The sequence below is a fragment of the Agromyces sp. NPDC127015 genome, assembly GCF_042725165.1.
In the GTDB taxonomy this organism is placed as follows: Bacteria; Actinomycetota; Actinomycetes; order Actinomycetales; family Microbacteriaceae; genus Agromyces; species Agromyces chromiiresistens.
Genome location: NZ_JBHXDI010000003.1, coordinates 59,480 through 85,078, shown reverse-complemented (window position 1 = coordinate 85,078; position 25,599 = coordinate 59,480). Strand labels below are relative to the sequence as shown.

The window sequence follows — 25,599 nt, the reverse complement described above, 5'->3', positions numbered from 1 at the left end:
TCGAGGACTCGCCCGACCAGACCATGCCCCCTCGAGAGCAGTCGCACCGGGTCTCCATATGGGCCGCCCGTTCCGATGAGCTCCCCGCCCGCATGGGCACCGCTCCCCATCGCTCCCCGCCCGTGCAGCGCCTAGGCTGCGTGCGGCGCGATCGACGAACCGGCATCTCGGGCGTCGCGGGGCGGACGCCGAATCTCGACGATCGGGTGCGCCCCGAGCCATCCATATCCAGACGAGAGAACCCGATGACCCGATTCCGTTCCGCCCTGCTCGCCACGGCTGCCGCAGCAAGCCTTCTCTTCGTCGGTATCGCACCCGCGAATGCCGCGACCTACGCCCCCGAGATCGAACGCATCGCGGGCGCCGACCGCTACCAGACCGCGGTCGAGATCTCGCAGGAGTTCGCGCCCGGCGTCTCGCACGTGTTCATCGCCACCGGCGCCGACTTCCCCGACGCACTCGGTGCCGCCGCCGTCGCCGGGGCGATGCAGAGCCCGATCCTGCTAGTGACCCGCAACTCGGTGCCCTCGAGCGTGATCGCCGAGATCAAGCGCCTGAAGCCCGGCAAGATCGTCATCGTGGGCGGCACCGGCGTCGTCGGATCGTCGGTAGCGACCACGCTCTCGAAGCTCGGTTCGGTGCAGCGCATCGCAGGCAGCGACCGGTACGACACCAACCGCCGCCTCGTGCGCGCCTTCTTCGAGGCCGACGGCTACTCCGCCGACGTCGCCGCGATCGCCACGGGGCGCGACTACCCCGACGCCCTCGCAGCGAGCGCCGCCGCCGGCGACATGACGATGCCGATCGTGCTCGTCGACGGCAAGGCGAGGTCGGTCGGCACGGCCACGAAGCAGCTCTTCGCCGACTCGGGCGTCACGTACGGCGTGTTCATCGTCGGAGGCACCGGCGCCGTGTCGTCGTCGATCGAGAAGGAGCTGGCGACCGCGTACCCGCGGCTCCACCCCCGGCTCGCCGGCGTCGACCGCTACGCGACGGGGGCAGCGGTGAACGAGGAGTTCTTCGGCAACATCGATTATTCGACGGCCTACCTGGCGGTCGGCACGGGCTTCGCCGACGCGCTCGCCGGCGGGCCGCTCGCCGCGAACCTCGACGACGGCTCGGCCGGGCCGCTCTACCTCGTTCAGCGCGACTGCGTGCCGGCGAAGGTGAAGCAGGCGCTTCTCGAGGCACAGCCCCAGCGCATCGTGCTGCTCGGCGGCAAGGGCGTGCTCACCGACCGCGTCGCGAAGCTGCAGGCCTGCAGCTGACGCGTCCGGCGCAGCACCCCGCACCAGCGCAGAGAACGGCGCCGCCCTCCCGGGGGCGGCGCCGTTCGCCGTCGACGTGACGAGCCTCGACCCGATCGGTCGATGCTCGTACTCGTCAGAGGAGGCGGGCGAATGCTCCTGCACGGAACTGCTCCTCGCGCAGGCGTCGTGCCTCCTGCCGCAGCTCGTGACGCCGTGCGGCCTCGTCGCGGTCGAGCTCGATCACGGTTCGGCGTCCACCCGCCGTGCGGATGCCCGCGAGGCGGCGTGCCATCCATCCGAGCAGCATCGGGCGGCGGGCCGGGCTGAGCGCCGTCGATGCGGGTGCGAGTGCGGTGTTCATGGTGATCCCCTGTCGTTCACGGTTCCCGCCATCGCGGGCCGTGAGTCCATCCCACCGCGATGCGATCGTCGGGGAATCGGCAAGCACTACCGAGATCACCGGTAGGCGCTACCGAGATCATTCCGACAGCAGATTCCGCTCCTCCGCGATGCGCACGGCGTCCTGCCTGGACGCGACGCCGAGCTTCGCGAGCACGGCGGCGACGTGGCTGTCGACCGTGCGCACCGACACCACGAGCCGGTCGGCGATCTCGGCGTTCGTGAGTCCCTCCGCGAGAAGCCGGAGCACCCCGAGCTGCCGCTCGGTGAGTCCCTCCGGGTTGGCGCGGGTGAGGCTCGACGGCCCGCGCGGGATGCTCCGGGCGCCCCGGTCCCGGAGCTCCGCCCTGACCCGCCGGGCGAGCGGCACGGCGCCGATGCGATCGAGGATGGCGATCGCCTCGATGAGATCCGCCTCGTCGGGGCTCTCGGCGAGTGCGGCCGCCTCGTGGTACGGCGCACCCGACGCTCGCCACAGCTCGGCGGCGCGACGCCACTCGCCGCGGGCCTGCACGGCGAACGGGTGGGGATCGTCGTCGGCCACCTCGACCTCGTCGCCCGCCCTGCGCAGCAGCCAGGCCAGCTCGGCGCGGAGGGCGCGGGCTTCCCTGCGCTCGGCCTCGTCGAACTCGGGGCGAGCGATCGCACGCGCCGCGTCGGCGTCACCGCGCAGCAGCGCCGCCTCGGCCCTGGCCGCCGCGACCGGACCGCGGCGCTGCAGTTCGGCGAGCTCGACGGCCAGCCGGTGCGCCTCGTCGAGGGTCTCGTCGGCGCCGTCGTCGCCGCGCCGGAGGCGCACGGTGCCAGCCACCGTGAGGGCGACGCAACGGGCGTGCGGCATGTCGGGTGGCGGCTCGACGAGTGCGAGTGCGTCGTCCCAGCGGGCCCTCGCGAGGTCGAGCCGCGCCTGCTCCATCCGCTGGTAGGTGGCGAAGCCGATGAACTCCGACCGCTCGGTCAGCTCGAGCGCCCGGGCGAGGTGCTGCTCGGCCTCGTCGAGCCGGTACTGGTCGAGCAGCGCCCAGACCAGGTTCACGAACGCGCGCGCCGCGTCTTCGATGTCGTCGATCGACAGCGCCGCATCGGCGGCCTCGAGCAGTTCGCCGACGCCCTCCTCGAGGCCGATGAAGAGCAACCCGGTGCCGTGGTTGTTGAGGGCATGCGACAGCACCCGCCGGTCGCCCGTCTCGCGCGAGATCGCGATCGCACGCGCGGCGAGGTCGAGGGCCCGGTGCGTGTCGTGGGCGAGCAGCGCGAGCTGCGCCTCGTTGCTGAGTGCCATCGCGTGAAGGCTCGGGTCGCCCGCCTCGGCGAGCACCGCGGAGGCCTCGCGGGCGGCGGCCTCGGCGTCGGATCGGTGACCGTCGAACCAGTCGAACCGGGAGAGCCACCGCAGGCTCGCCCCGAGCCTGCGGGCATCGCCGAGCTCACGACGGAGCGCGACCGCCCGCTTCTGCGCGGTCACCGCCGCACTCGCCGCCCCGATCGTGTACGACTCGATCGCGAGCTCCTCGTAGAGCTCGACGAGGTCGGCCGGGCGGTACCGATCGGCGAGGCCGAGCGCCGCGCGGAAGTGCGCGGCCGACTGCCGATGCGCGCCCGAGGCCGCGGCATCGCGGGCCGCGCGCGGCGCCCACTCGACGAGCGCGTCGACATCGCCCGCCGCAGCCGCGTGGTGCACGAGCCGCGCGGGATCGTCGATCCCCACGTCGAGCAGTGCGACGAGCGCCGCGTGCTCGAGCTCGATGCGACGCGACGCCGGCAGTCCGTCGACGACCGCCCGACGGGTGAGCTCGTGGCGGAATCGCACGCCGTCGGGGCTGACGTCGAGCAGGCCGCCCTCCTCGGCTGCACGAAGCGCCCCGGCGCCGCCGGGAACGAGCGGCGCGAGCAGCGTCGGGTCGACGGAGGACGGCACCACGGCCAGCTGCTCGACATGCTCCTGCGTCAGCGCGTCGAGCCGCCGCAGGCGACCGGTGACGGCGTCGACGACCGTCCGCGGCACGCCCGATTCGTCGGCCGACGCGACCACCTCGCGCACGAAGTAGGGGTTGCCGGCAGTCGTCTCGAACACGCGGTCGGCGTCGAGTCCGCTGCCGGCGATGAGCTCGCCCACGGCGCCCGAGCTGAGCCGGCGGGGCGCGAGCCTCCCGACCCGGTCGCCGTGGCCGAGGTCGCCGAGCAACCGGCCCAGCGGGTGGTCGCGTTCGATCTCGTCGCGATAGGTGATGACGAGCGCCGCGGGCAGTTCGTCGATGCGTCGCGCGAGGTAGCGCAGCGCATCGAGGGTCGCCTCGTCGGCCCAGTGCACGTCCTCGACGACGAGCACCGTGCCCGAGGCATCCGAGAGCTCGTCGCGCAGGGCCGCGAACACTTCCTCGCGGTCGCCAGCGCGCAGTGCCTCGCCGAGTCGCGGGCCGACCGCGTGCTCGAGGTCGCGCAGCGGCCCGAGCGGCCGGGGTGTCGACATCGCGTCGCACGCGCCGAGCAGCACCCGCACGCCTCCGGGCGGATCAGCCCGGAGCGCGTTCACGAGACTCGACTTGCCGATGCCGGCCTCGCCGTGCAGCAGCACCACCCGGCCGTGCCCCATCGACGCGTCGCTCGCGGCGCCGCGCAGTTCGTCGAGTTCTCGATCCCGCTCGAGCAGGTCCCTGCCCATGGGGTGATCGTGCCCGCAGGCGGCCGACTCCGCAACAGGGGCGGCCCTGACTCACCCCTGCCTGCCCCTCGAGCCCGAGCCCGCTCGCGCGGGTCCGCGCCACAGTCGCCCGCCGCCTGTCGCCCCGCTCCCTGCGCCGAGTTGCCGAAAAGCGCTGCTCGTGGCGCGATGAGCAGCGTTTTTCGGCAACTCGCCGCTGAGAGGGAGAGGCGGGGAGGGGCGGAGGGAGAGGCGGGGAGGCCGGAGGGCGGAGGCGTTGAGGGGGAGGCGGGGATCAGAGACCCGAGTACGCGTGCAGCCCCTTGAAGAACAGGTTGACCACGGTGAAGTTGAACAGCACCGTCGAGAAGCCGATGATCGCGAGCCAGGCCGAGCGCGAACCGCGCCAGCCGCGCGTCGCGCGCGCGTGGATGTAGCCGGCGTAGACCACCCAGATGATGAAGGTCCACACCTCCTTGGTGTCCCAGCCCCAGTAGCGGCCCCAGGCGCGCTCGGCCCAGATCGCGCCGGCCATGAGGGTGAACGTCCAGAGGATGAAGCCGATGATCGTGACCCGGTAGGCGAGGGTCTCGAGCGTGACCGAGTCGGGCAGCGTCGCGAGGAAGCTCTTCTTCACGGCCTGCGCGCTCGCCACGAGCGACTCGCGTCGCGCCTGCATGAGCTGCACGACCGAGAGCGCGAAGCTCAGCGCGAAGAAGCCGACCGACGTCGTCGCCACGAACACGTGGATCACGAGCCACGCCGACTGCAGTGCCGGCGGCAGCGGCACGACCGAGACGTAGAAGTTCACCGTCGCGACGCCGAGCAGGATGAGCACGAGCCCCGTGACGAACGTGCCGAGGAATCGCAGGTCGTGCTTCGCGACCAGCAGCACGACGAGATAGACCGTCGTGATCACGAGCGTGCCGGTGAGCGCGAACTCGTACATGTTGGCCCACGGCACGCGCTCGGCGGCGATGCCGCGCAGCACGTCGGCGGTGAGGTGCAGCAGCCAGGCGACGACCGTCATCGCGACCGCGACGCGCAGCGCCGGCGAACGCCCGTAGTCGACGGTCGCACCGTCGTCGACGGCGCTCTTCCAGCGCGAGCGACGGCCTGCGGCGGGCGACTCGGTCGAACCGGATGCCGCGACCGGGGCCGCACCGGCCGTCGACGCCTTCGCCGCGGCGGCCGCCTGCAGCACGCCGACACGTTCGCCCGTGCTCTCTGCCGAGGCATCCACCGCCGCGTCTGCCGCCGCCGCGGCCGCAGCACCGCGCTTCGCGAGGTCGATCGCGTACGCGATGAACGCGATCGCGTACACGGCCATCGCCGAGTAGACGCAGAGGACCGAGATTTCGTCGAGGGAGGGCACGTGACTACCTTACGTCGTGGGTTTCGCGGTGTCGTCTGGGGATTCGGCGGCGGCCGCCGGCACCGGCGCGGCGTCGTCGGCCGCTTCGGGAACCGGCCCGGCGAGCCGGTCGGCGAACGCGGCGACGGCCTGTTCGAGGTTCGGGTCCTCGCCGCGCGCGAGGCCGGCGAACTCGAGCACGCGGGTGCCGTCGCGGCGCGTGGCGACCTTCACCCACATGCGGCGGCGCGGCACGAAGAGCGAGAGCAGCAGTCCGCCGAGGATGAGGATCGCGAACACCAGCACCCAGCCCTGCGTCGGGTCGTGGTGGATGTCGAACGACGCGAACCGCTTGACCGACTGGTCGAACGAGCGGTCGTCGGTCGGCGCCGCGTCGGCCCGGTCGGCCGCGACCTCGACCGCGGGAGCCGCATCGGTGCTGTCGTCGACGAACTCGACCGTGCCGCGTCCGCCGGGCAGTTCGGTCACCTGCCCGGGCATGAGCTCGATCGAGGCGACGTCGGTGTTGCGACCGTTCAGCTGCGTCATGTCCGACGGGTCGAGCGTGTAGACCGACGTGGGCTTGCCCGCGTCGATGCCGAGGTCGCCCTCGTAGACCGTGAGCGACAGCACCGGGTAGACGAGGTCGGGATACGTCGAGGCCGACGCGCCGTTGTCCATCGTCTCCTGCGTCGGGTAGAACAGGCCGATCATGCCGAGCTGTTCGTCGAGCCCGTCGGTGACCTTGATGACGCCGATCGAGAACAGGTTCGCGTCCTGCGGCAGGAACGGCACCGCGTCGTCGAACACGACCTCGCCCGACGGGTCGCGGACGACGACGTGCGGTGCGTAGCCGTTGCCGAGCAGGTAGACGTCGGTGCCGTGGGTTCGCAGCGGGTCGTTGACCTTGACCGCGCCCTCTTCGAGGGTGCCGTCGCGGTCGGTCACGGTGACGTGCGCGGTGAAGTCGACGGGCTGGCCGAGCGCGTCCTGGTTCTCGGTCTCGTACACCGCGTCGAGCTCGCCCAGCGAGAGCTTGTACGGGTCGAGCTCGGCGTCGCTGAAGAACCGGCCGGGGTTGAACGAGTCGAACGCGGCGAGCGTGTTGACGAACGACTGCCCCTCGACGACGACGCGCTGGCCGGCGAAGCCGAACCCGCCGCCGACGCCGACGGCGACGAGCACGCCGAGCATCGCCGTGTGGAACACGAGGTTGCCGGTCTCGCGCAGGTACCCGCGTTCGGCCGACACGCTCGGGTCGCCCCGCAGTTCGTACGGTTCGACGCGGTACCCCTGCTGCTTCAGCAGCTTGGATGCCTCGGCCACCGCCGTCTCGGCGTCGACGCCGTCGGGCAGGGCGCGCTCGGTGTAGCCCGCAAGGCGGTTCAGCCGGGCCGGCGTGCGCGGCGGCCGGGCGCGCAGCGCCTCGAAGTGGTGCTTCGTGCGCGGGATGATGCAGCCGATGAGCGACACGAACAGCAGCAGGTACACGGCCGAGAACCAGGCCGACGTGTAGACGTCGAACATCTGGAACCGGTCGAGCACCGGCGCGAGGTCGGGGTTGTCGGTGAAGTACTGGGTGACGCCGTTCGGGTCGCTCGAGCGCTGCGGCACGAGCGAGCCCGGCACCGCGGCGATCGCGAGGAGCAGCAGCAGCAGGATCGCCGTGCGCATGCTCGTGAGCTGTCGCCAGCCGAACCGCAGCCAGCCGACGAAGCCCAGCTTCGGCTGGGCGATGCCGTCGCCGCCGTCGCCCGGGGCGGGCGCCTTGGGCTCGGGCGAGTCGAAGTGATCGGCGGGGCGCAGCGGATCGACGCCGTGCGTGTCGTGAGCCGGTCGAGGGCCCTTCCGATCAGAGGACGAGGTCGATGCCACTCATCACTCCCTGCAGGTCGCTCATCCACGCGGTCCAGAGGCCCGACACCATGATCAGTCCGATCACGATGAGCAGGCCGCCGCCGATGAGGTTGATGGTGCGGACATGTCGGCGCAGGAACGCCATCGACCCCGTCACCCAGCCGAACCCGAGAGCGACGAGGAGGAAGGGGATGCCGAGGCCGATGCAGTACGCGAGGCCGAGCAGCACGCCGCGCCAGACCGACTCGCTGTTGAGGCTCAGCGCGGACACGGCGACGAGGGCCGGGCCCATGCACGGGGTCCAGCCGAGGCCGAACACGACGCCGAGCAGCGGTGCCCCCGCGAGCCCCGTCGCGGGGCGCCAGCTCGGCTTGAACTGGCGCTGCATGAAGGTGAACTGGCCGATGAACACGAGGCCCATGCCGATGAGCACGACGCCGAGCACGCGCGTGATCGGGTCCTGCCAGGCGCGCAGCCACGCGCCCGCCGCGCCCGCGAGCGCGGAGTAGATGAGGAAGATCGCCGTGAATCCGGCGATGAAGAGCAGCACGCCGAGCAACAGGCGACGGCGGTTGCGTCGTTCGATCGCGGCATCGGCCGAGGCATCCGTGAACCCGCCGATGTAGCCGAGGTAGCCCGGAACCAGCGGGAGCACGCACGGCGAGAGGAACGAGATGACGCCGGCCGCGAGGGCGATCGGCACCGCGATGAGGAGTTGGCCGCTGAAGACGATCTCGCCGGGCGACACGTCAGTTCTCCTCGAGCAGGCTGTCGACGAGCCCGCGGAGGATCGACGCGTCCTCGAGCTGGCCGAGCACCCGGGCCGCGACGCGGCCCTGCTTGTCGAGCACCAGCGTCGTCGGCACTGCGGCGGGCGGAACGTCGCCCGCGAACGCGAGCTGCACGTCGCCGTCGTCGACGTCGAGGATCGAGGGGTACTCGACGCCGTAGGTCTTCTCGAAGGCGTTGGCGTTGCCGGCCTGGTCGCGCACGTTCACGCCGACGAATGCGACATCCTCTTCGCCCGAGCCGTAGTGATCGTAGACCTCTTCGAGGATGGGCGCCTCGACCCGGCACGGCGCGCAGCCCGCGTACCAGAAGTTCACGACCGTGACCTGGCCCTCGGTGTCGGCCGAGTCGAACTCGTCGCCGTCGGCCGTCTCGCCCGAGAACGCGACGGGCTCGCCGCGCGAGCCCTCGTCGAACTCCGAGATGCTGCCGTCACCGGCGATGTAGTTCTTGCCGCTGCCCTCGCGGAACTGGTCGGCGAGCGGGTCGCTCGTGCAGCCCGTCAACAGCAGCGCGGTCGCCGCGGCGATCGCGACGATCCCGACCGTCGGTCGAATAGCGCCGCGCGCAGCGCGACGCGTATCGAGACCACGTGCACGAACACGCATCACACCGCACCCACATCCGTCGCCTGCGCGGCGAGTCCCGCCGCGGGATCCGTGTACCCGACCTCGACGAAGCGGCGTCCGGCGGCACTGCCTGCGGCGCCCTGCATCTCGAGGGTCGTGATGCTCGACAGCGCGCAGCGTCGTCGCCGCGGGTCGTGCGAGAGTCGGGCGCCGGCGAGGTGGCGGTGCACCATCCAGATCGGGAGCTGGTGGCTCACGATCACGACGTCGCCGCCGTCGGCCGCGTTCCACGCGTCCTCGATGGCGGCCATCATGCGCGCCGCGATCGAGCCGAACGGCTCGCCCCAGCTCGGCTCCCAGGGGTTCACGAGCAGCCCCCAGTTGCGGATGTCTCGGAGCGCGCCGCCGGGGCCGCGCATGCGTTTGCCCTCGAAGCGGTTCTCGGGTTCGATGACCCGGTCGTCGAGCGTCGGGGTGAGGCCGAACGCCGCCGCGATGGGCTCGCCGGACTGCTGGGTGCGCTGCAGCGGCGACGTGATGAGCGAGGTGACGGGGCGTCCACGCGCGACGAGGTCGTCGGCGGCGGTCTTCGCCATCTCGCGGCCGAGATCGCTGAGCCCGTAGCCGGGAAGACGGCCGTAGAGCACGCCCTGCGGGTTGAACACCTCGCCATGGCGCACGAGATGTATCTGCTCGGCCGGCACGGGTTCCAGTCTAGAGAGCCGCATCCTTTGAATCCGCCGAGACCTCCGTCGGTCGAGAAGTGGGTTGAGTAGGGGCGAAGCGCCGTATCGAAACCTAGCGCCCGACGGAAGAGGACGCGTTTCGAGGCCACCCGGCCCGCGGAGACCCGATTCGGAGAACGCGACCAGATGACCGCATGACCACACGGCGGCGTGGGGGAACGCCCTGGAGCGGGTTCTACGAGGTGGTCAACCCATCAGCGATCCCCTCCAGCAACTGCAGCGACGGCACGAAGAACGTCGCGCCGGTCACGGCGGACGAGACGTCGAGGATCCGGTCGTGGAACCCCGGTGGATCTCCGAGGAACATGCGCTGCAGCATCCGCTCGATCACCCACAGGCGGCGGGTGTAGCCGATGAAGTAGGTGCCGTACTCGCCGGCCGCGGGACTCCCGAAGGGCATGTTGTCGCGCAGGATGTCGAACTCGTTGCCGTCGTCGTCGGTGATCGTCGCGAGCGTCTTGTGCGCGCGCTGCGGCTCGGTGTCGTCGAGTTCGAGGTCGTCGGCCTTGCGGCGGCCGATCACCGCCTCCTGCTGTTCGGTCGTCATCGCGTTCCACGTGCCGAGGTCGTGCAGGTACTTCTGCACGACGACGTAGCTGCCGCCGGCGAACGCCTCGTCCTCGTCGCCGATGAGGGTCGCGTCGGCCATGCCGCGCCCCGTCGGGTTCGCGGTGCCGTCGACGAAGCCGAGCAGGTCGCGGGCGTCGAAGTAGCGGAATCCGTTGACCTCGTCGACGACCTCGACCGAGTCGCCGAGCTGCTCGAACAGCAGCCGCTCGAACTCGAAGCAGAAGTCGGGGCGTTCGGCGCGGATGTGGAACAGCAGATCGCCCGGCGTCGACGGCGCCGTGTGCTTCGGGCCTGCGATCGCGGCGAAGGGATGCAGCTCCGCGGGTCGGTCACTGCGGCCGAGCCGATCCCAGGCGCCGGATCCGATGCCGACGATGCACGAGAGGTTCGCCCCGAGGTCGCGGAAGCCGACCGACTTGACGAGGTCGTCGATGCCGGCCACGACCTCGAGTGCGGTCTTCAGCTGCTCCGGTGTCGGGCCGATCGTCACGGTGAGGAAGACGGCCGAACGCGACAGCGGCGCGTCGACCTGTTGCGCGTCGAACGGGACTCGGCGGCCTGCGGCATCCATCGTGTGCTCCCCTCGTCAGCGACAGTCCTGCCGCCACCCTAGAGCGGGGCCGCGCCGTACGCACTTACAGGATGAGCGGACCACCACTCTCGCATGCGGGGGTGGTGGTCCGCTCATCCTGTAAGTCGTGCGATCGACTGAGGATTCGATAGGCGTCGACTTCGTCGGCGCTGCTCAACCGACGGGAAACCGGCCGAATCGGGCGATCGCCCTGCTCAAGTAGACTTTCCCGCTGTGAACAACCGCACCCTCGTCAAGAACCTCGCCGCCCTGCCCGACGGCCCCGTCACCGTGTCCGGATGGGTCGAGACGGTTCGCGATCAGAAGAAGGTGCAGTTCGTCATCCTGCGCGACGAGACGGGCGCCGTGCAGCTGGTGAACCCGGCCACGCGCGAGCTCGACGAGAGCCAGCAGGGCGACGCCGAGGCATCCGCCCGCCTGGCGACGACCGAGGCGATCTCGGCCCTCGCGCACGGCTCGTTCATCACCGTGACCGGCGAGCTCAAGCACGACGAGCGCGTCAAGCTCGGCGGCATCGAGGTGAAGCTCGCCACGCTCGACGTCGTCGCGGCCGCGAACCCCGAGACGCCCATCGCAGCAGACTCGAGCCTCGACAAGCGCATGGACTGGCGCTTCCTCGACCTGCGCCACCCGAAGCAGAACCTCATCTTCCGCATCCAGACGACGTTCCTGCACGCGCTGCGCGGCGTCTGGGTCGAGAAGGGCCTCATCGAGATCCAGACCCCGAAGCTCATGGCATCGGCCTCCGAGTCGCGCGCCGAGCTGTTCGAGGTCGAGTACTTCGAGGGCAAGGCGTACCTCGCGCAGAGCCCGCAGTTCTTCAAGCAGATGGCGCAGGCCGCCGGCTTCGGCGGCGTGTTCGAGGTCGGCCCCGCGTTCCGCGCCGACCCCTCGTTCACGAGCCGCCACGCGACCGAGTTCACCTCGATCGACACCGAGATCAGCTGGATCGATTCGCACGAAGACGTCATGAACCTCCATGAGGAGCTCATGGTCGCGGGCTTCCAGGCCGTCGTCGACAAGCACGGCGCCGAGATCAAGGAGCTCTTCGACCTCGAGATCCAGGTGCCGTCGCGGCCGTTCCCGCGCATCCCCCTCGCCGAGGCGAAGCAGATCGTCGCCGACCGCGGCTACGTCATCCCCCGCGCCGACGCCGACATGGACCCCGAGGGCGAGCGCCAGATCTCGGCGTACGTCAAGGAGACGTACGGCCACGACTTCGTCTTCCTGACCGACTACGCGGCGAGCATCCGGCCGTTCTACCACATGCGGCACGCGGATGACTCGGAGCTGACGAACTCGTACGACCTCATCTACAACGGCGTCGAGATCTCGACGGGCGCGCAGCGCGAGCACCGCATCGACGTGCTCGTCGAGCAGGCGCGCGACAAGGGCATGGACCCGGAGGAGCTCGAGTTCTACCTCGACTTCTTCCGCTACGGCGTGCCGCCGCACGGCGGCTTCGGCATGGGCCTCGCCCGCGTGCTGATGCTCATGCTCGACGAGCACTCGATCCGCGAGACGACGTACCTGTTCCGCGGCCCGACGCGCCTGCTGCCGTAGTCCCGCGGCGGGCCATCGGCCGGCCGGCGCCGAGGTCGCGCATCCCCGCGAGCCCGTAGGCTCGAGTCATGGTCGACCTCACCCCGCTCATCCGCATCGAGGGCGGCACGTTCCGCATGGGCTCGAACGAGTTCTACGCCGACGAGACGCCCGTGCACGAACGGCAGGTCGACGCGTTCGAGCTCGAGCAGCACCCCGTGACGACCGAGCAGTTCGCGGCCTTCGTCGAGGCGACCGGCTACGTGACCGTCGCCGAGCGACCGCTCGACCCCGCCGACTTCCCGGGTGCCGACCCCGCCGACCTCGTGCCGGGCGGCCTCGTGTTCACGCCCACCTCGGGCCGGGTCGACCTGCGCGACTGGCGCCAGTGGTGGCGGTGGGGCGCGAGCGCGAGCTGGCGGCATCCCTTCGGCGCCGACGGCCCCGACGCGCTCGCCGAACACCCGACGCACCCCGTCGTGCAGGTCAGCTTCGAGGATGCCTCGGCCTACGCCGAGTGGGCCGGCCGACGCCTGCCCACCGAGGCCGAGCTCGAGTACGCCCACCGGGGTGGCCTCGACGGCGCGCGCTTCGCATGGGGCGACGACGAGACTCCCGACGGCGAGGTCATGGTGAACCGCTGGCAGGGGCACTTCCCCTACGAGACGAGCGTGGGCTGGGCCGGCACCTCGCCCGTGAAGACGTTCGCGCCGAACGGCTACGGCCTCTTCGACGTGGCCGGCAACGTGTGGGAGTGGACGACCGACTACTACACCCCCCGCCACATCGTGCCGGGCACCGAGGCCGACGCGGTGGACGCTGGGGCCCGGCCGAACCTGCTCGCCGCGGCGTCGGCCGAGCCCGGTTCGCGCATCCCGCGGCGCGTGCTCAAGGGCGGCTCGCACCTCTGCTCGCCCGAGTACTGCCTGCGCTACCGCCCCGCCGCCCGCTCGCCGCAGGCCGACGACACGGCCACGACGCACATCGGCTTCCGCTGCGCCCGCACCGCCGGCTGATTCGATCGACCGCGCCCGGCGGGCGTCGTCAGCTGCCCGAACCCTCCGACGACCGCGCCGAGACCGCTTCGTCGAGCGTCGGGTAGACGCGGCCCGCCGCCTCGAGCCCGGCGAACCAGCGCCCGCGGCGTGCCGCGGCGGCGCCGTCCTCGGGCACGTCCGCGACGCGCAGCTCGACGCCGTCGCCGGCGAGTTCACGGTCGAGCTCGGCGAGCCCGTCGAGCACGGTCACCGACACCACGTCGAGCCGGGTGAGCTCGAGGGCGACCGCGGTGACGCCGGCGCGCGCCCGCACCGCGTCGAGCACGGCGTTCTCGTAGGCGAGCACGTTCGCGGTGTACATCGGCCCGAGCAGGCGCACCGGCAGCACGCCGTCGCGCGCCTCCCCCACGCGCACCCGCACCCGGTTGAGCTCGCGCAGGATGACGACCATCGTCGCGATGATGCCGACGGCGACCGCGAGCAGCAGGCCCGCGGTGAGGCCGACGACGGCCGTCGACACCGCGATCCAGAAGTCGTTGTGGCTGATCCGCCAGAACCTGGCCAGCGAGCCGAAATCGATCAGGCCGACCACCGCGACGAACACGAGCGAGGCGAGCGTCGCCTGCGGCAGCAGGCTCAGCACCGGGCCGAGGAAGAGCGCGACGAGCACCGCGAGCACGACCGTCACGAGCGTCGACAGCTGGGTTCGCGCGCCCGCCCCCTGGTTCACGGCGCTCTGCGAGAACCCGCCGGCGGACGGCAGCACCTGGAAGAACGATCCCACGGTGTTCGCCGCCGCCGTCGCGAACAGCTCTTGGTTGCTGTCGATCTGCGGCTCGCCCTGTCGGCGGATGCCGCGCGCCACCGCCGCCGACTCGAGGAACGCCATGATCGCGATCGCGCAGGCGCCCGGCAGCATCGGCAGCACGTTCGCGAACGTCGGCAGCTCGAAGGGCGGGAAGCCCTGCGGCACGGGGGCGATGAGCTCCACGCCCTGCTGTTCGATGCCGGTGAACGCGACGAGCAGGATGCCGGCGGCCACCACGATGAGCGGCGCCGGCACCCTCGGCAGGAACGCCTTCATGAGGAACATCGCCGTGATCGAGGCGACCGAGAGCAGCACGGTCGTCACGTGCGCCGAAGGCAGCGCCTCGAGGGCGGCGAGGAACGAACTGAAGAATCCCTCGCCCGACACGTCGGAGGTCTCGCCGAGCAGCTTCGGCAGCTGCCCGACCGCGACCGTCGCCCCGACGCCGATCTGGATGCCGACGATCGTCGCCTGCGAGATGTTCTCGACGAGCGAGCCGAGCTTCGCCGCACGGGCGATCAGCAGGATCAGCCCGACCATCAGCGTCAGCGCGATGAGGTCGGGCACCGGGTCGTCCGAGCCGGCTGCGACCCCCGCCGACACGAGCGTCGTCGCCGTGAGCGTCGCGATCGTCGACGTCGTCGACACGCTCATCGCCCGCGATCCGCCGAGCATCGCGTACACGAACATCGGCACCATGCAGGTGTAGAGGCCGAGCTGCACCGGCAGGTTCGCGATCGTGGCGTAGGCCATCGCCTGCGGCACGACGACGGCGCCCGCCGAGAGCCCGGCGATGAGGTCGGCGCCGAGCCAGCGGCGCTGATACCCGGCGAGCGTCGGGAAGAGCCGGAACCGTCGGGTCGCGTGGGCGGTCGTGCTCACGTGTTCAGCCCTGGGGGAAGATGCGGGTCCAGTCGCGCTTCACGCTGACGACCGCGTACCCGTTGGCGGATGCCTCGGCGAGCACCTTCTCGGCGCCCTTGTCGTACGGGATGTCGCCGCGATCGGTGTCGTCGTCGTGGTGCACGACGAGGGCGAACCCGCCGCCCTTGCGGGTGAAGTCGAGCATCGCCTGGTCGCCGTTCGAGTTGCCGCCGGCGAACAGCGGGCGGCGGCCGATGCGGCTCCAGATGCGCACCGGCTTCTCGGGGCCGTCGTCGAAGACGTCGAGACCGGCGGCGTAGCGGACCTCGTGCGTCTCGGGGTCGTACGAGAGCCCGAACGCCGAGCCGACGACCCGCTCGGGCGGGATGCCGTAGTTCTGCTGCGTCATCGGGCGCATGAAGTCGCGCTCGCCGCCCGAGACGATGTACACCGAGAACCCGTGCGCCTCGAGGTAGCGCAGCAGCTCGACCATCGGCGCATAGACGGCGTCGGCGTACGGGGTGCCGAGGGTGAGGTGCTTCGCCGTCGCGTAGAACTCGGTGACCGAGGTCGCGTAGTCGTCGACGCTCATGCCGGCGGTCACGCCGACGAGCGCGCCGATGAGGACCTTCAGGTCGCGGTCGTCGCCCGCGTAGTGCTTGTCGATCGCGCCGCCGAGCCACGCGAAGTCACCGGTCACCGCCGCCTTGTACGGCTGCTCGTCGGCGAGCGACGGGTCGGCCGCAGCCTGGGTGCGCCACTGCTCGACGATGTAGTGCAGCTGCGTCGGCATGGGCTTCTCGCTCCACAGCGTGCCGTCGTTGTCGAAGACGGCGACGCGCTCCGACTCGGGCACCGCGTCGGGGCCGGTGGTGACGCGTTCGACGAAGTCCACGATCGCCGCACGGGTCGGAGTGTCGGCCCACGAGGGCAGTTCGTTCGGCATGGGAATCCTCTCGAAACGCGGAACGGGGGCGCGAGGCATCCGCACCCCCGTTCCGCCATTCTGGCAGCGGGCCGCTCAGTCGCTCGCGAGCTTCGCCGCGAATTCCTTCTCGACATCGATGTAGTGATCGTCGGCCACGTCGTACACGACCTCGTGGATCGTGCCGCCCGTGAATTCGAACCGGTTCGGGTACGACGCGGTGACGGTGTCGCCCGAGTCGTAGCCGACGCTCAGGCCCTCGCCGGTCAGTGCGTACCGACCGAGCTGGGTGCGGATCTGTCGTGAGCCGACGGCCTGGTCGTCGACGTAGAGCGTCAGCTCCCCGAGCGCCTCGCCGTGCTCGCCGTTGCCCTGCTTCTCGAACCCGACGCCGACGAGGTGCCGGCCTGCCGCGGGCAGATCGGTCGAGAGGCGCTGCTCGGGCGGAATCCCGAGGAAGTTGTACACGAACGACAGCTTGCCGTCCTGCGCGTAGAGGCTGTACCCGCCGAACCGCGACCCCTGCGCGACGATCACGCCTTCGGTCTCGCCGGTGAGATCGACGTCGGCGATGATCTTGAACGACACCTGCTGGGTGCGGGCGGCGAGCTGCTCCTGCACCTCGGTGGTGCCCGGGTAGTAGGTGTACCGGCCGTCGACCGGCACCGGGCGGTGGTACTCGTGCTCGATCAAGTCGGCGACACCGAGGTCGTTCAGCGGCAGCACGTCGTACTTCTTCGCCTCCGACAGCCAGAGCGCCTTCAGCTCCTCGAGCTTCTCGGGGTACTGCCCGGCGAGGTCGTGCGCCTCGGCACGATCCTCGTCGACGTGGAACAGCTGCCAGCGGTCCTCGTCGAAGTGCCCGAGGCCGATCGGGATGGGACCGTGCTCGGCGACCGCCTTCCACCCCTTGTGCCAGATCCCGCGGGTGCCGAGCATCTCGTAGTACTGCGTCTCCTTCGCGGTCGGCGTGTCGGGGGCATCGAAGGAGTAGTTCATCGCGACGCCGGGCATCGGCGTCTGCTCGACCCCGTCGACGACCGCGGGGGCCTCGACGCCGCATGCCTCGAGGATCGTCGGAACGATGTCGATGCAGTGGTGGTACTGGCTGCGCACCTCGCCTTTGGCGGCGATGCGTGCGGGCCAGCTGATGACCAGGGGGTCGGCGGAGCCGCCCGCGTACGAGTAGCGCTTGAACATGCGGAACGGGGTGGAGAACGCGGCCGCCCAACCGGTCGGATAGTGGTTGTAGGCCTCGGGTCCGCCGAGCTTGTCGATCATGGAGAGGTTCTGCTCGATGTCCTCGGGGTAGCCGTTGAAGAACAGGTTCTCGTTGATCGATCCGTTCGGGCTTCCCTCACCGGAGGCGCCGTTGTCGGCGGCGTAGATGATGAGCGTGTTCTCGAGCTGGCCCGACTGCTCGAGGTGGTCGATGACCCGGCCGATCTGGGCGTCGGTGTACTCGGAGAACCCGGCGTACACCTCGGCAGTGCGCGAGAAGAGCGCCTTCTCGGCGTCGCTGAGCTCGCTCCACGGACGCACGGAATCACCGGGCGAGAAGGTGCCCTCGGTCATCGGGTTGAGCTCGGTGAGCTCGGTGCCCTCGGGCAGGATGCCGCGCTCGACCATGCGCGGCAGCACCCACTCGCGGTACGCCTCGTACCCGTCGTCGAACTTGCCCTTGTACTTGTCGATGTACTCCTGGGGCGCGTGGTGCGGCGCGTGGTTCGCGCCGGGGCAGAACCACAGGTACCACGGCTTGTCGGGGTCGGACTGCTTCGTGTCGCGGAGCATCCGGATCGCCTGGTCGGCGAGGTCCCTCGAGAGGTGGTAGCCCTCTTCGGGCGGATAGGGCTGGTCGATGTAGTGGTTGTCGACCGCGAGGTCGGGGTACCACTGGTTCGTCTCGCCACCGATGAAGCCGTAGAACCGGTCGAAGCCATGGCCGAGCGGCCACTCGCTGCGGTTCGAGCCGCTCGAGATCGCGTTGACCGGCACGTTGTGGTTCTTGCCGACCCAGAACGTCGACCATCCGGCGTCGCGGAGGATGCGCGCGATCGACGCGTTCGACTTCGGGATGTGGCCGTTGTAGCCGGGGAACCCGACCGCTGATTCGGAGATGGTCGCGAAGGCATTCTGGTGATGGGTCCGCCCGGTGAGGAAGCTCGACCTCGTGGGCGAGCACAGTGCGGTCGTGTGCCACTGCGAGTAGGTCAGCCCGTTCGCCGCCAGCCGGTCGAGCGTCGGCATCTCGATGCGACCGCCGTACGGCGACCACGCCGCGAGGCCGGTGTCGTCGAACAGGATGACGAGGACGTTCGGGGCACCGTCTGGCGCCTTCTGCTCCTCGTACGCCTCCCAGTCGGGTGTCGAGTCCCGGATGTCGAGTTCGATCCTGCCCCTGAATTCTCGTGCCACGACGTGCTCCCCTCCGAACGGTGGGGAGCAGACCCGTGCCCCCCGCTCGTCACCCTAGCCACGGGCACCACGGTGCGCCACAGAATCGCGGCGGACTCGGAGTGATGAGGCACGCTCAACACGGCGCCCCGCGATCTGGGTGCGCTCAGGCCTTCGCGCAGATCGCCGTCTTCAACCGCACGGGGTCGACGCGCCAGTAGTCGTGCACCTCGCCGTCGATGAGCAGCACCGGGATCTCCTCCGCGTACCGGTTGCGCAGCGCCTCGTCGTCGAGGATCGACTGCTCGTCGAGGGCCACGTTGCGCGAGGCATCCTTCTCGAACTCGGCCATGACCGCCTGCACGACCTCGCGCGCGTCGTCGCAGAGGTGGCAGCCGGGCTTGCCGATGAGGGTGAGGTGGATGTCTCGGGCCATGGCTCGATCGTACGTCGCCGAAGACAGCGAAAAGCGCCGAACCCCGAAGGGCTCGACGCTCAGCTGCAGTCGCGAGCGACTACTTCTTGTTGCGACGCTGGTGGCGCGTCTTGCGAAGAAGCTTGCGGTGCTTCTTCTTCGCCATGCGCTTGCGACGCTTCTTGATGACGGAACCCATCAGAACCTCACAGAGAAAGATCGTGCCGGCCGCGCGTGCCGCAGCCGAAGGCAGAAAGCCTCGGAGTAGTCTAGCCGATTCCCGAAGCGTTCTCGTTCACGCGCTACCGTCGAGTGATGCACAGCCCCGACTTCGTGATCCGTTCGACGACCGCCGACGACTGGCAGGCGGTGCGCGCACTGCGCCTCGAGATGCTGCGCGACTTCCCGATCGCGTACGGCGAGACGCTCGAGCACGCGCTCGACGTCGACGAGGCGGGGTGGCGGCTGCGCGCGGCACGCGGCGAGCACACCGACCAGGCGGTGCGGGTCGCGATCGACGGAGCCAGGTGGGTGGGCACGATGGCCGGCTACATTCCGGATGCCGCGACCGGGCCTATGCTCGTCGGCGTCTACGTCGCTCCCGGGTACCGCGGCGACGCCGCGGGCGTCTCGCGGGCGCTGCTCGAATCGGTCGAGCGGTGGGCGCTCGGCTTCGCCGACACCCTGCGGCTCGAGGTGCACGAGACGAACGCGCGGGCCATCCGCTTCTACGAGAAGCTCGGCTTCACGTTCACCGGCCGCGACCGCCCGTACGAGCTCGCCCCCGGCGGCCTCGAGCTCGAGATGATCAAGCCGCTCCGCTGACGCCGAGCACGCCCATCCTCAGCCGGCGAGTCGCCGAAAAGTGCTCCTCAGCGCTCGCCGAAGAGCGTCTTTTGGCGACTCGATCGTGTGGGGGGGCGTGGGCGGGGCCGGGACGGACCTAGGGGGCGACGAGGGGAACGACGAGGGGAACGACGAGGCCCGCGCACGCGGCGGCGGAGGCGAGCCAGCGCACGTGGTTCCAGGCGAGCCACGCCGCGCGAAACTCGTGCCAGGCCGCGGCGAGAGCTGCGGCATCCGCCTCGGGAACGGCGGCCAGGCGGTTGTTTCGCGGAACGTTCGCGCCCGCGGTGACGCCGACCGCACCGACGACATAGACGATTGCAGCCGCGGTCACCCACCACGTCGTGTCGGCGAGCTGGCCGACGAACCCGAGCACGACGAGCACCACGAGCACGAGCCCCGTGCCGAAGAGCGCGAGCATGAGCGGCGGGCGCGGCGCGGTCACGTTGATCTCGCGCATCGCCCGGGCGGCGTCGGCGGGCGGCAGTCGATCGAGCCCCTGCACGACGAATCCCGAGAATGCGAAGAAGACGCCCGAGACGGTTCCGGTGCCGACGATGCCGACGACGATGAGGACGGTGGCGACGATGCTCATCGGGACAGTCTGGCGGAAGTTGCCCGAATCCCGGGCCTTGCGACGCGCGCCGGCGCACGTTGCACGACCGCCGGGGTCGGGAGGCTACGGCTACTTGCGCTTGACGACGGCGGTGACCTGGTGCGCGGTCTCGGCGAACGCCTTGCCGATCTTCGAGGCGAAGGCGAGCTGATCGTCGTTCAGCGCCACCTCGTGCGAGTCGGCGCCGGCCAGGGTCGCGGCATCGGCCGCGGCATCGGATGCCGTGAACGGAATGAGCCAGTCTTCGATCGTCTCGAGCGGCGCGCGGTCGAGGCGGTAGTACCGGTGCTGGCCCTCTTCGCGCACCGCGACGAGGCCCGACTCGCGCAGCACCTTGAGGTGCTTCGAGACCGTGGGCTGGCTCGTGCCGAGCGCGGCGACGATCTCGGAGACGCTGATCTCCCCGCCGGACTGCGGCACCGTCGTCTCGCGCTCGAGCAGCACGGCGAGGATGTCTCGCCTGGTCGCGTCCGCCACGACGTCGAAGATGTCAGCCATGCCCCAAGGGTAGTCATTCGGGGCGGGGAGTACCATGACACTCGCGCCGGGTAGGGCTGACGAGGGGGGTCGATGCGCGCACAGCGGGTGAGCCGCCTCGGTCGAGTCGACCGGCGTTCGTGGCTCGGGCGTCTTCGCGACGGCGTCGACGCGTTCATGAAGAGCTCGCCGTCGCGCTTCGCGATCGTCGTGTTCGCGGCGCTCATCCTGCTGTTCACGGTGCTCTTCTCACTGCCGATCGCGCGTGCCGGCGAGGCATCCTCGGCGCCGCTCTACGATGCGCTCTTCACGGCCGTCTCGGTCATCTGCGTGACCGGCCTCGCGACGGTCGACATGGCGACCTACTGGTCGCCGTTCGGCCACGCGCTCGTCTACATCGGCGTCAACATCGGCGGTGTCGGCGTGCTGACGCTCGCGACGACGCTCGGCTTCGTGATCTCGCGCCGGCTCGGGCTGCGGGCGAAGCTGATGGCCGCGAGCGACACCAACCCGTCGCGCATCCACGTCGGCCCGGTCGCCGAGCGGCAGGCGGTGCGACTCGGCGAGGTCGGCGGACTGCTCTTCACCGTCGCGGTCAGCGCGTTGGTCATCGAGGGCGTCATCGCCGTCGCGCTGCTGCCGAGCATGCTCGCGGCGGGCTACGACGGCTGGCATTCGATCTGGTACAGCCTCTACTACTCGGCGATGGCGTTCACGAACACGGGCTTCTCGCCAAACCCCGGCGGGCTCGAGCCCTTCGTCGACGACTACTGGATGCAGACGATGCTCATGCTCGGGGTGTTCCTCGGCGCGCTCGGCTTCCCGGTGATCTTCGCGCTCGCCCGCGCCTGGCGCACCCCGCGCAAGTGGAGCGTGCACGTCAAGCTCACCCTCACCACGACGACGATCCTCCTCGTCGCCGGCGCGGCGATGTTCCTGCTGCTCGAGCACGCCAACCCGAAGACGTACGGTCACCTCGACGCGGGGCCGACGATCTTCCAGTCCCTCTTCATGTCGATGATGACGCGGTCGGGCGGCTTCGCGACGATCGACATGCACGACCTGTACGGGTCGAGCCAGCTCGTCAGCAGCATGCTCATGTTCATCGGCGGCGGCTCGGCGTCGACCGCGGGCGGCATCAAGGTGACGACGCTCGCCGTGCTGTTCCTCGCCGCCTTCGCCGAGGCGCGCGGCGCCCCCTCGATGGAGGCGTTCGGCCGGCGCATCCCCCGCGACATGCTGCGCCTGTCGGTGAGCGTCGTGCTGTGGGGCGCCACGATCGTGGCGGTCGCGTCGATCGCGATCCTGCAGATCACGAAGGCGCCGTTCGAGAACGTGCTCTTCGACGTCATCTCCGCGTTCGCGACGTGCGGCCTGTCGACGGGGCTCACCGCCGACCTGCCGCCCGAAGGCGTCTACGTCATGGCCGCGACGATGTTCATGGGCCGTGTCGGCACCGTGACCCTCGCCGCGGCACTCGCCGCGAGCCAGCGCCGCCAACTGTTCAAACGACCGGAAGAGAGGCCCATCGTTGGTTGACAAGATCAGGCACGACGCCCCGGTGCTCGTGATCGGCCTCGGCCGGTTCGGCGCCGCCACCGCCGGCCAGCTCGACCGGCTCGGCCGCGAGGTGCTCGCCGTCGACACCGACGAGAACCTCGTGCAGAAGTGGTCGGAGCGGGTCACCCACGCCGTGGTCGCCGACGCGAAGTCGATCGACGCCCTCAAGCAGATCGGCGCGCAGGACTTCTCGATCGCCGTCTGCGCGGTCGGGTCGTCGATCGAGGCGTCCGTGCTCATCACCGCGAACCTCGTCGACCTCAAGATCCCCCAGATCTGGGCGAAGGCGATCTCGGCGTCGCACGGCAAGATCCTGCAGCGCATCGGCGCGAACCACGTCATCTACCCCGAGCGCGAGGCCGGCGAGCGCACCGCCCACCTCGTGTCGGGCCGCATGCTCGACTTCATCGAGTTCGACGACGACTTCGCGCTCGTGAAGATGTACCCGCCGAAGCCGATCCGCGGCAAGAACCTCACCGAGTCGGGCGTGCGCTCGAAGTACCGCGTGACGGTGGTCGGCGTGAAGAGCCCGGGCAAGCCGTTCACGTACGCGACCGAGAACACGGTCGTGTCGAACCACGACCTGATCATCGTGTCGGGCACCGAGGGCGACATCGAGAAGTTCGCGGCGCTCGAGTAGGCGGGGGCGGATGCCTCGGAGTGGGACCGCGCGGCGACAGGGCGGTGGTCTCGATACGGCGCTTCGCGCCTCCTCGGCCGACCGGGAACCCTCCCGTTAGTGTTCCGTTAGGGAGATTCACAAATTTGTGAATCAGGCGTAGCATCGCGCTCATGACGACAGTGATCAGCGCCAGCGGCCTCGAGAAGCGATTCGGCCGCACCGTCGCGCTCGACGGTCTCGACCTCCAGGTCGACGCCGGCGAAGTGCACGGATTCCTCGGCCCGAACGGCGCAGGCAAGTCCACCACCATCCGCATCATCCTCGGCCTCGCCCGGGCGTCGGGCGGCTCGGCCGCGCTCTTCGGGCAGGACCCGTGGAAGCACGCCGGCGAGCTGCACCGGCGCGTCGCGTACGTGCCGGGCGACGTCAGCCTCTGGCCGAACCTCACAGGCGGCGAGGCGATCGACCTGCTCGCCCGCCTCCGCGGCGGCACGCACGACAAGGCCGGCTACGCCGCCCGCAAGCAGCGCCTGCTCGAGGTGTTCGACTTCGACCCGCGCAAGAAGGGCCGCGCCTACTCGAAGGGCAACCGGCAGAAGGTCGCCCTCATCGCCGCGTTCGCGACATCGGCCGAGCTGTACATCCTCGACGAGCCGACGAGCGGCCTCGACCCGCTCATGGAGCAGGTGTTCAACCGCGAGATCGCGCGCGTCTCCGCCGAGGGCGCGACCGTGCTGCTCTCGAGCCACATCCTCTCCGAGGTCGAGGAGCTCTGCGACCGGGTGAGCATCATCCGTGCGGGCAAGACCGTCGAGTCGGGCACGCTCGCAGAGCTGCGCCACCTCACCCGCACCGAGATCGCGTTCGCGGCCGACGGCGTCGACCCCGCGACCCTCGCCGCCGAGGTCGACCGCATCCCCGACGCGCACGACCTCCTCATCGATCACGGGCGGGTGAGCTTCACGGTCGACAGCGACCGGGTGACCTCGGTGCTGCCCGAGCTCGCCCGCCTCGACGTGCACGGCCTGACCGTCTCGCCGCCGTCGCTCGAAGAGCTCTTCCTGCGCCACTACGGCGACGAACTCCGCGAGCGCACGGATGTCTCGGAGGAGGCGCTGGCATGAGCACCCTCGGCACGCTGCTCAGGCAGCGACTGCGCCGCGACCGCCTGCAGCTCGCCCTCTGGATCATCGGCATCGGCGTGCTCGCCTACGGCTCGATCGCCGCCGTGCTCGACACCTACGGCGACGAGGCGGAGCGCACGCAGATCCTGCAGCTCGCGACCGCGAGCCGCACGATCCTCGTGTTCCGCGGCACGCCGAACGGTACCGATCTCGGCGCCTTCAGCTTCTTCGAGCTGTTCGCCTGGCTCGCCCTCATGGGCGGGCTCATGAGCACCTTCCTCGTCACCCGGCACACCCGCGCGGAAGAGGAGCAGGGTCGAGCCGAGCTCATCGCCGCGACCCCTGCCGGCCGGGTGAAGCCGACCGTCGCGACGCTCATCCACGGCGTGGTCGCCAATCTCGTGCTCGGCGTCGTCGTCGCACTCGCGTTGATCGGCGCGGGGCTCGAAGCCGAGGGCTCGTGGGTGACGGGCGCGGCGATGGCAGCGACGGGCATCGCGTTCGTCGCGATCGGGCTGTTCGCCGCCCAGCTGTTCCGCACGTCGCGCGGGGCGAACGGCGCGGGCGTCGCGGTCGTCGTGGGGGCGTACCTGCTGCGCGGCATCGGGGATGCCGCCGGCACGCCGTCCGACGACCTGCTGCACGTCACCCCGGCCTGGCCGAGCTGGCTCTCGCCCATCGGCTGGGGGCAGGCGACGGGCGCGTTCGTCGAGAACGAGCTGTGGCCGCTCCTGCTCGCGCTCGGCGTCTCGGTGGTGCTCGTCGCGATCGTGTTCGCGCTGCAGTCGGTGCGCGACCAGGGCGCGAGCCTGCTGCCCGGCCGCAAGGGGCGCGCGTCGGCGAGCTGGGCCCTGTCGAGCTCGTTCGGGCTCGCCTGGCGGCTCAACGTCTCGACGCTCATCGCGTGGGCCGTCGGCGCGGCCGTCGCCGGGCTCACCGCGAGCTCGCTGTCGGGGCTCATCGACGAAGTCAGCGGCGACGTCCCGCAGGTCGTCGACACCCTGCAGGCCGCCCTCGGCGGCGGGGCGACGCTCGAGCAGGCGTTCATCGCGATGTTCTTCAGCATCATCGGCATCCTCGCCGCGTGCTGCGCCGTGCAGGTCGCGATCCGCGCCCGCCAGGAGGAGGCGCACGGCACCGCCGAACAGGTGCTCGCGACGCCGGTGCCGCGCATGCGATGGCTGCTCGAGTACTGGCTCGTCGGCGTGATCGTGATCGTGGTCGTGCTCGCCGCGGCCTGGCTCGGCGGGCTCGCCGGTTCCGGTGCGTCGAACACCCCGTCGGACCTGGTGCCGCTCATCTCGCAGGCCGCCCTCGCGCAGCTGCCGGTCTCGCTCGTCTTCCTCGGCCTGACCCTGCTCGTGTTCGCGCTGCTGCCGCGGTGGACGATCGGCCTCGGCTGGTCCATCGTCGGCGTCGCCGCGATCGTCGGCGTCTTCGGTCCGCTGCTCGGCGCACCCGACTGGATGGTCGACCTCTCGCCGTTCACCCACTCGCCGGTGCCGACCGGCGACGACATCGACTGGTCGGGCGGGTTCTGGATGATCGCGATCGGACTCGTCGCCGCGGCGCTCGCGGTCGTGTCGATGCGGCGGCGCGAGCTCGCCTCGGGCGCCTGACCCGACCTTGGACTGGAAG

23 protein-coding genes are annotated in these 25,599 nt (G+C 70.5%); 8 read left to right on the top strand and 15 right to left on the bottom strand.

The features are described 5' to 3' along the window. Positions 1 to 245: 245 nt before the first annotated feature. Complete coding sequence (locus ACFWGP_RS09800; protein WP_376930792.1) at positions 246 to 1,268, top strand: cell wall-binding repeat-containing protein; 1,023 nt, start codon at positions 246 to 248, stop codon at positions 1,266 to 1,268. Positions 1,269 to 1,383: 115 nt separating this feature from the next. Here ACFWGP_RS09800 and ACFWGP_RS09795 read toward each other — a convergent pair whose 3' ends face one another. From ACFWGP_RS09795 to ACFWGP_RS09760, 8 genes are all read right to left on the bottom strand, one after another. After that, on the bottom strand, positions 1,384 to 1,611 hold the full coding sequence (locus ACFWGP_RS09795) for a hypothetical protein (protein ID WP_376930791.1): 228 nt from the start codon (positions 1,609 to 1,611) through the stop codon (positions 1,384 to 1,386). A gap of 117 nt (positions 1,612 to 1,728) precedes the next feature. Beyond that, positions 1,729 to 4,311 (bottom strand): ATP-binding protein, encoded by a 2,583-nt coding sequence (locus ACFWGP_RS09790; protein ID WP_376930790.1) that lies wholly within the window; start codon positions 4,309 to 4,311, stop codon positions 1,729 to 1,731. 274 nt (positions 4,312 to 4,585) lie between these two features. Beyond that, positions 4,586 to 5,620: a c-type cytochrome biogenesis protein CcsB gene (ccsB, locus tag ACFWGP_RS09785; protein ID WP_275506780.1), complete on the bottom strand. Its 1,035-nt coding sequence runs from the start codon at positions 5,618 to 5,620 to the stop codon at positions 4,586 to 4,588. Positions 5,621 to 5,674: 54 nt separating this feature from the next. Then, positions 5,675 to 7,450, bottom strand: a complete 1,776-nt coding sequence (locus tag ACFWGP_RS09780) for a cytochrome c biogenesis protein ResB (protein WP_376931046.1) — start codon at positions 7,448 to 7,450, stop codon at positions 5,675 to 5,677. Positions 7,451 to 7,496: 46 nt separating this feature from the next. Then, positions 7,497 to 8,249, bottom strand: a complete 753-nt coding sequence (locus ACFWGP_RS09775; protein ID WP_231428835.1) for a cytochrome c biogenesis CcdA family protein — start codon at positions 8,247 to 8,249, stop codon at positions 7,497 to 7,499. Position 8,250: 1 nt separating this feature from the next. After that, the gene (locus ACFWGP_RS09770; protein ID WP_376930789.1) at positions 8,251 to 8,898 is read right to left on the bottom strand and encodes a TlpA family protein disulfide reductase; all 648 of its coding nucleotides are present in this window, start codon (positions 8,896 to 8,898) and stop codon (positions 8,251 to 8,253) included. Continuing rightward, positions 8,898 to 9,563 (bottom strand): histidine phosphatase family protein, encoded by a 666-nt coding sequence (locus ACFWGP_RS09765; RefSeq protein WP_376930788.1) that lies wholly within the window; start codon positions 9,561 to 9,563, stop codon positions 8,898 to 8,900. Before ACFWGP_RS09765 ends, ACFWGP_RS09770 begins: the two co-directional genes overlap by 1 nt. A 217-nt stretch (positions 9,564 to 9,780) precedes the next feature. Further along, a complete protein-coding gene (locus ACFWGP_RS09760; RefSeq protein ID WP_376930787.1) occupies positions 9,781 to 10,746 on the bottom strand; it encodes a Dyp-type peroxidase in 966 nt (321 codons plus the stop codon). Between the two features lie 234 nt (positions 10,747 to 10,980). On the opposite strand from ACFWGP_RS09760, the gene aspS reads away from it, so the two are divergent. Both aspS and ACFWGP_RS09750 read left to right on the top strand, forming a co-directional pair. Further along, on the top strand, positions 10,981 to 12,330 hold the full coding sequence (gene aspS / locus ACFWGP_RS09755; RefSeq protein ID WP_231428841.1) for an aspartate--tRNA(Asn) ligase: 1,350 nt from the start codon (positions 10,981 to 10,983) through the stop codon (positions 12,328 to 12,330). A gap of 68 nt (positions 12,331 to 12,398) precedes the next feature. Beyond that, the gene (locus ACFWGP_RS09750; RefSeq protein ID WP_376930786.1) at positions 12,399 to 13,325 is read left to right on the top strand and encodes a formylglycine-generating enzyme family protein; all 927 of its coding nucleotides are present in this window, start codon (positions 12,399 to 12,401) and stop codon (positions 13,323 to 13,325) included. A gap of 28 nt (positions 13,326 to 13,353) precedes the next feature. On the opposite strand, the gene ACFWGP_RS09745 is transcribed toward ACFWGP_RS09750, so the two are convergent. The 5 genes from ACFWGP_RS09745 to ACFWGP_RS09725 all read right to left on the bottom strand — a co-directional run bounded on the left by ACFWGP_RS09745 (position 13,354) and on the right by ACFWGP_RS09725 (position 18,915). Then, the gene (locus ACFWGP_RS09745; RefSeq protein WP_231428843.1) at positions 13,354 to 14,997 is read right to left on the bottom strand and encodes a SulP family inorganic anion transporter; all 1,644 of its coding nucleotides are present in this window, start codon (positions 14,995 to 14,997) and stop codon (positions 13,354 to 13,356) included. A gap of 4 nt (positions 14,998 to 15,001) precedes the next feature. Next, complete coding sequence (locus tag ACFWGP_RS09740; protein ID WP_231428844.1) at positions 15,002 to 15,925, bottom strand: HAD family phosphatase; 924 nt, start codon at positions 15,923 to 15,925, stop codon at positions 15,002 to 15,004. A 75-nt stretch (positions 15,926 to 16,000) separates the two neighbouring features. Next, on the bottom strand, positions 16,001 to 18,322 hold the full coding sequence (locus ACFWGP_RS09735) for a sulfatase-like hydrolase/transferase (RefSeq protein ID WP_376930785.1): 2,322 nt from the start codon (positions 18,320 to 18,322) through the stop codon (positions 16,001 to 16,003). A 145-nt stretch (positions 18,323 to 18,467) separates the two neighbouring features. After that, complete coding sequence (locus tag ACFWGP_RS09730; protein ID WP_376930784.1) at positions 18,468 to 18,737, bottom strand: glutaredoxin family protein; 270 nt, start codon at positions 18,735 to 18,737, stop codon at positions 18,468 to 18,470. A 79-nt stretch (positions 18,738 to 18,816) separates the two neighbouring features. Beyond that, positions 18,817 to 18,915 (bottom strand): 30S ribosomal protein bS22, encoded by a 99-nt coding sequence (locus ACFWGP_RS09725; protein ID WP_003792170.1) that lies wholly within the window; start codon positions 18,913 to 18,915, stop codon positions 18,817 to 18,819. Positions 18,916 to 19,031: 116 nt separating this feature from the next. Here ACFWGP_RS09725 and ACFWGP_RS09720 point away from each other — a divergent pair, with 116 nt between their 5' ends. Then, entirely contained in the window at positions 19,032 to 19,541 is a 510-nt protein-coding gene (locus ACFWGP_RS09720) for an N-acetyltransferase (protein WP_231428847.1), read from the top strand. 118 nt (positions 19,542 to 19,659) lie between these two features. Here ACFWGP_RS09720 and ACFWGP_RS09715 read toward each other — a convergent pair whose 3' ends face one another. Together ACFWGP_RS09715 and ACFWGP_RS09710 are read right to left on the bottom strand one after the other, a co-directional pair. Continuing rightward, complete coding sequence (locus ACFWGP_RS09715) at positions 19,660 to 20,157, bottom strand: DUF1772 domain-containing protein (protein WP_376930783.1); 498 nt, start codon at positions 20,155 to 20,157, stop codon at positions 19,660 to 19,662. Between the two features lie 90 nt (positions 20,158 to 20,247). Next, on the bottom strand, positions 20,248 to 20,676 hold the full coding sequence (locus ACFWGP_RS09710) for a helix-turn-helix transcriptional regulator (RefSeq protein WP_231428849.1): 429 nt from the start codon (positions 20,674 to 20,676) through the stop codon (positions 20,248 to 20,250). Positions 20,677 to 20,748: 72 nt separating this feature from the next. On the opposite strand from ACFWGP_RS09710, the gene ACFWGP_RS09705 reads away from it, so the two are divergent. From ACFWGP_RS09705 to ACFWGP_RS09690, 4 genes are all read left to right on the top strand, one after another. After that, positions 20,749 to 22,194, top strand: coding sequence for a TrkH family potassium uptake protein (locus ACFWGP_RS09705; RefSeq protein WP_374201060.1), 1,446 nt, complete (start codon positions 20,749 to 20,751; stop codon positions 22,192 to 22,194). Beyond that, positions 22,187 to 22,855: a TrkA family potassium uptake protein gene (locus ACFWGP_RS09700; protein WP_231428850.1), complete on the top strand. Its 669-nt coding sequence runs from the start codon at positions 22,187 to 22,189 to the stop codon at positions 22,853 to 22,855. Before ACFWGP_RS09705 ends, ACFWGP_RS09700 begins: the two co-directional genes overlap by 8 nt. 152 nt (positions 22,856 to 23,007) lie before the next feature. Further along, a complete protein-coding gene (locus ACFWGP_RS09695; RefSeq protein ID WP_231428851.1) occupies positions 23,008 to 23,961 on the top strand; it encodes an ABC transporter ATP-binding protein in 954 nt (317 codons plus the stop codon). Continuing rightward, the gene (locus tag ACFWGP_RS09690) at positions 23,958 to 25,580 is read left to right on the top strand and encodes an ABC transporter permease (RefSeq protein ID WP_376930782.1); all 1,623 of its coding nucleotides are present in this window, start codon (positions 23,958 to 23,960) and stop codon (positions 25,578 to 25,580) included. The genes ACFWGP_RS09695 and ACFWGP_RS09690 overlap by 4 nt, the downstream gene beginning before the upstream one ends. Positions 25,581 to 25,599: the final 19 nt, after the last annotated feature.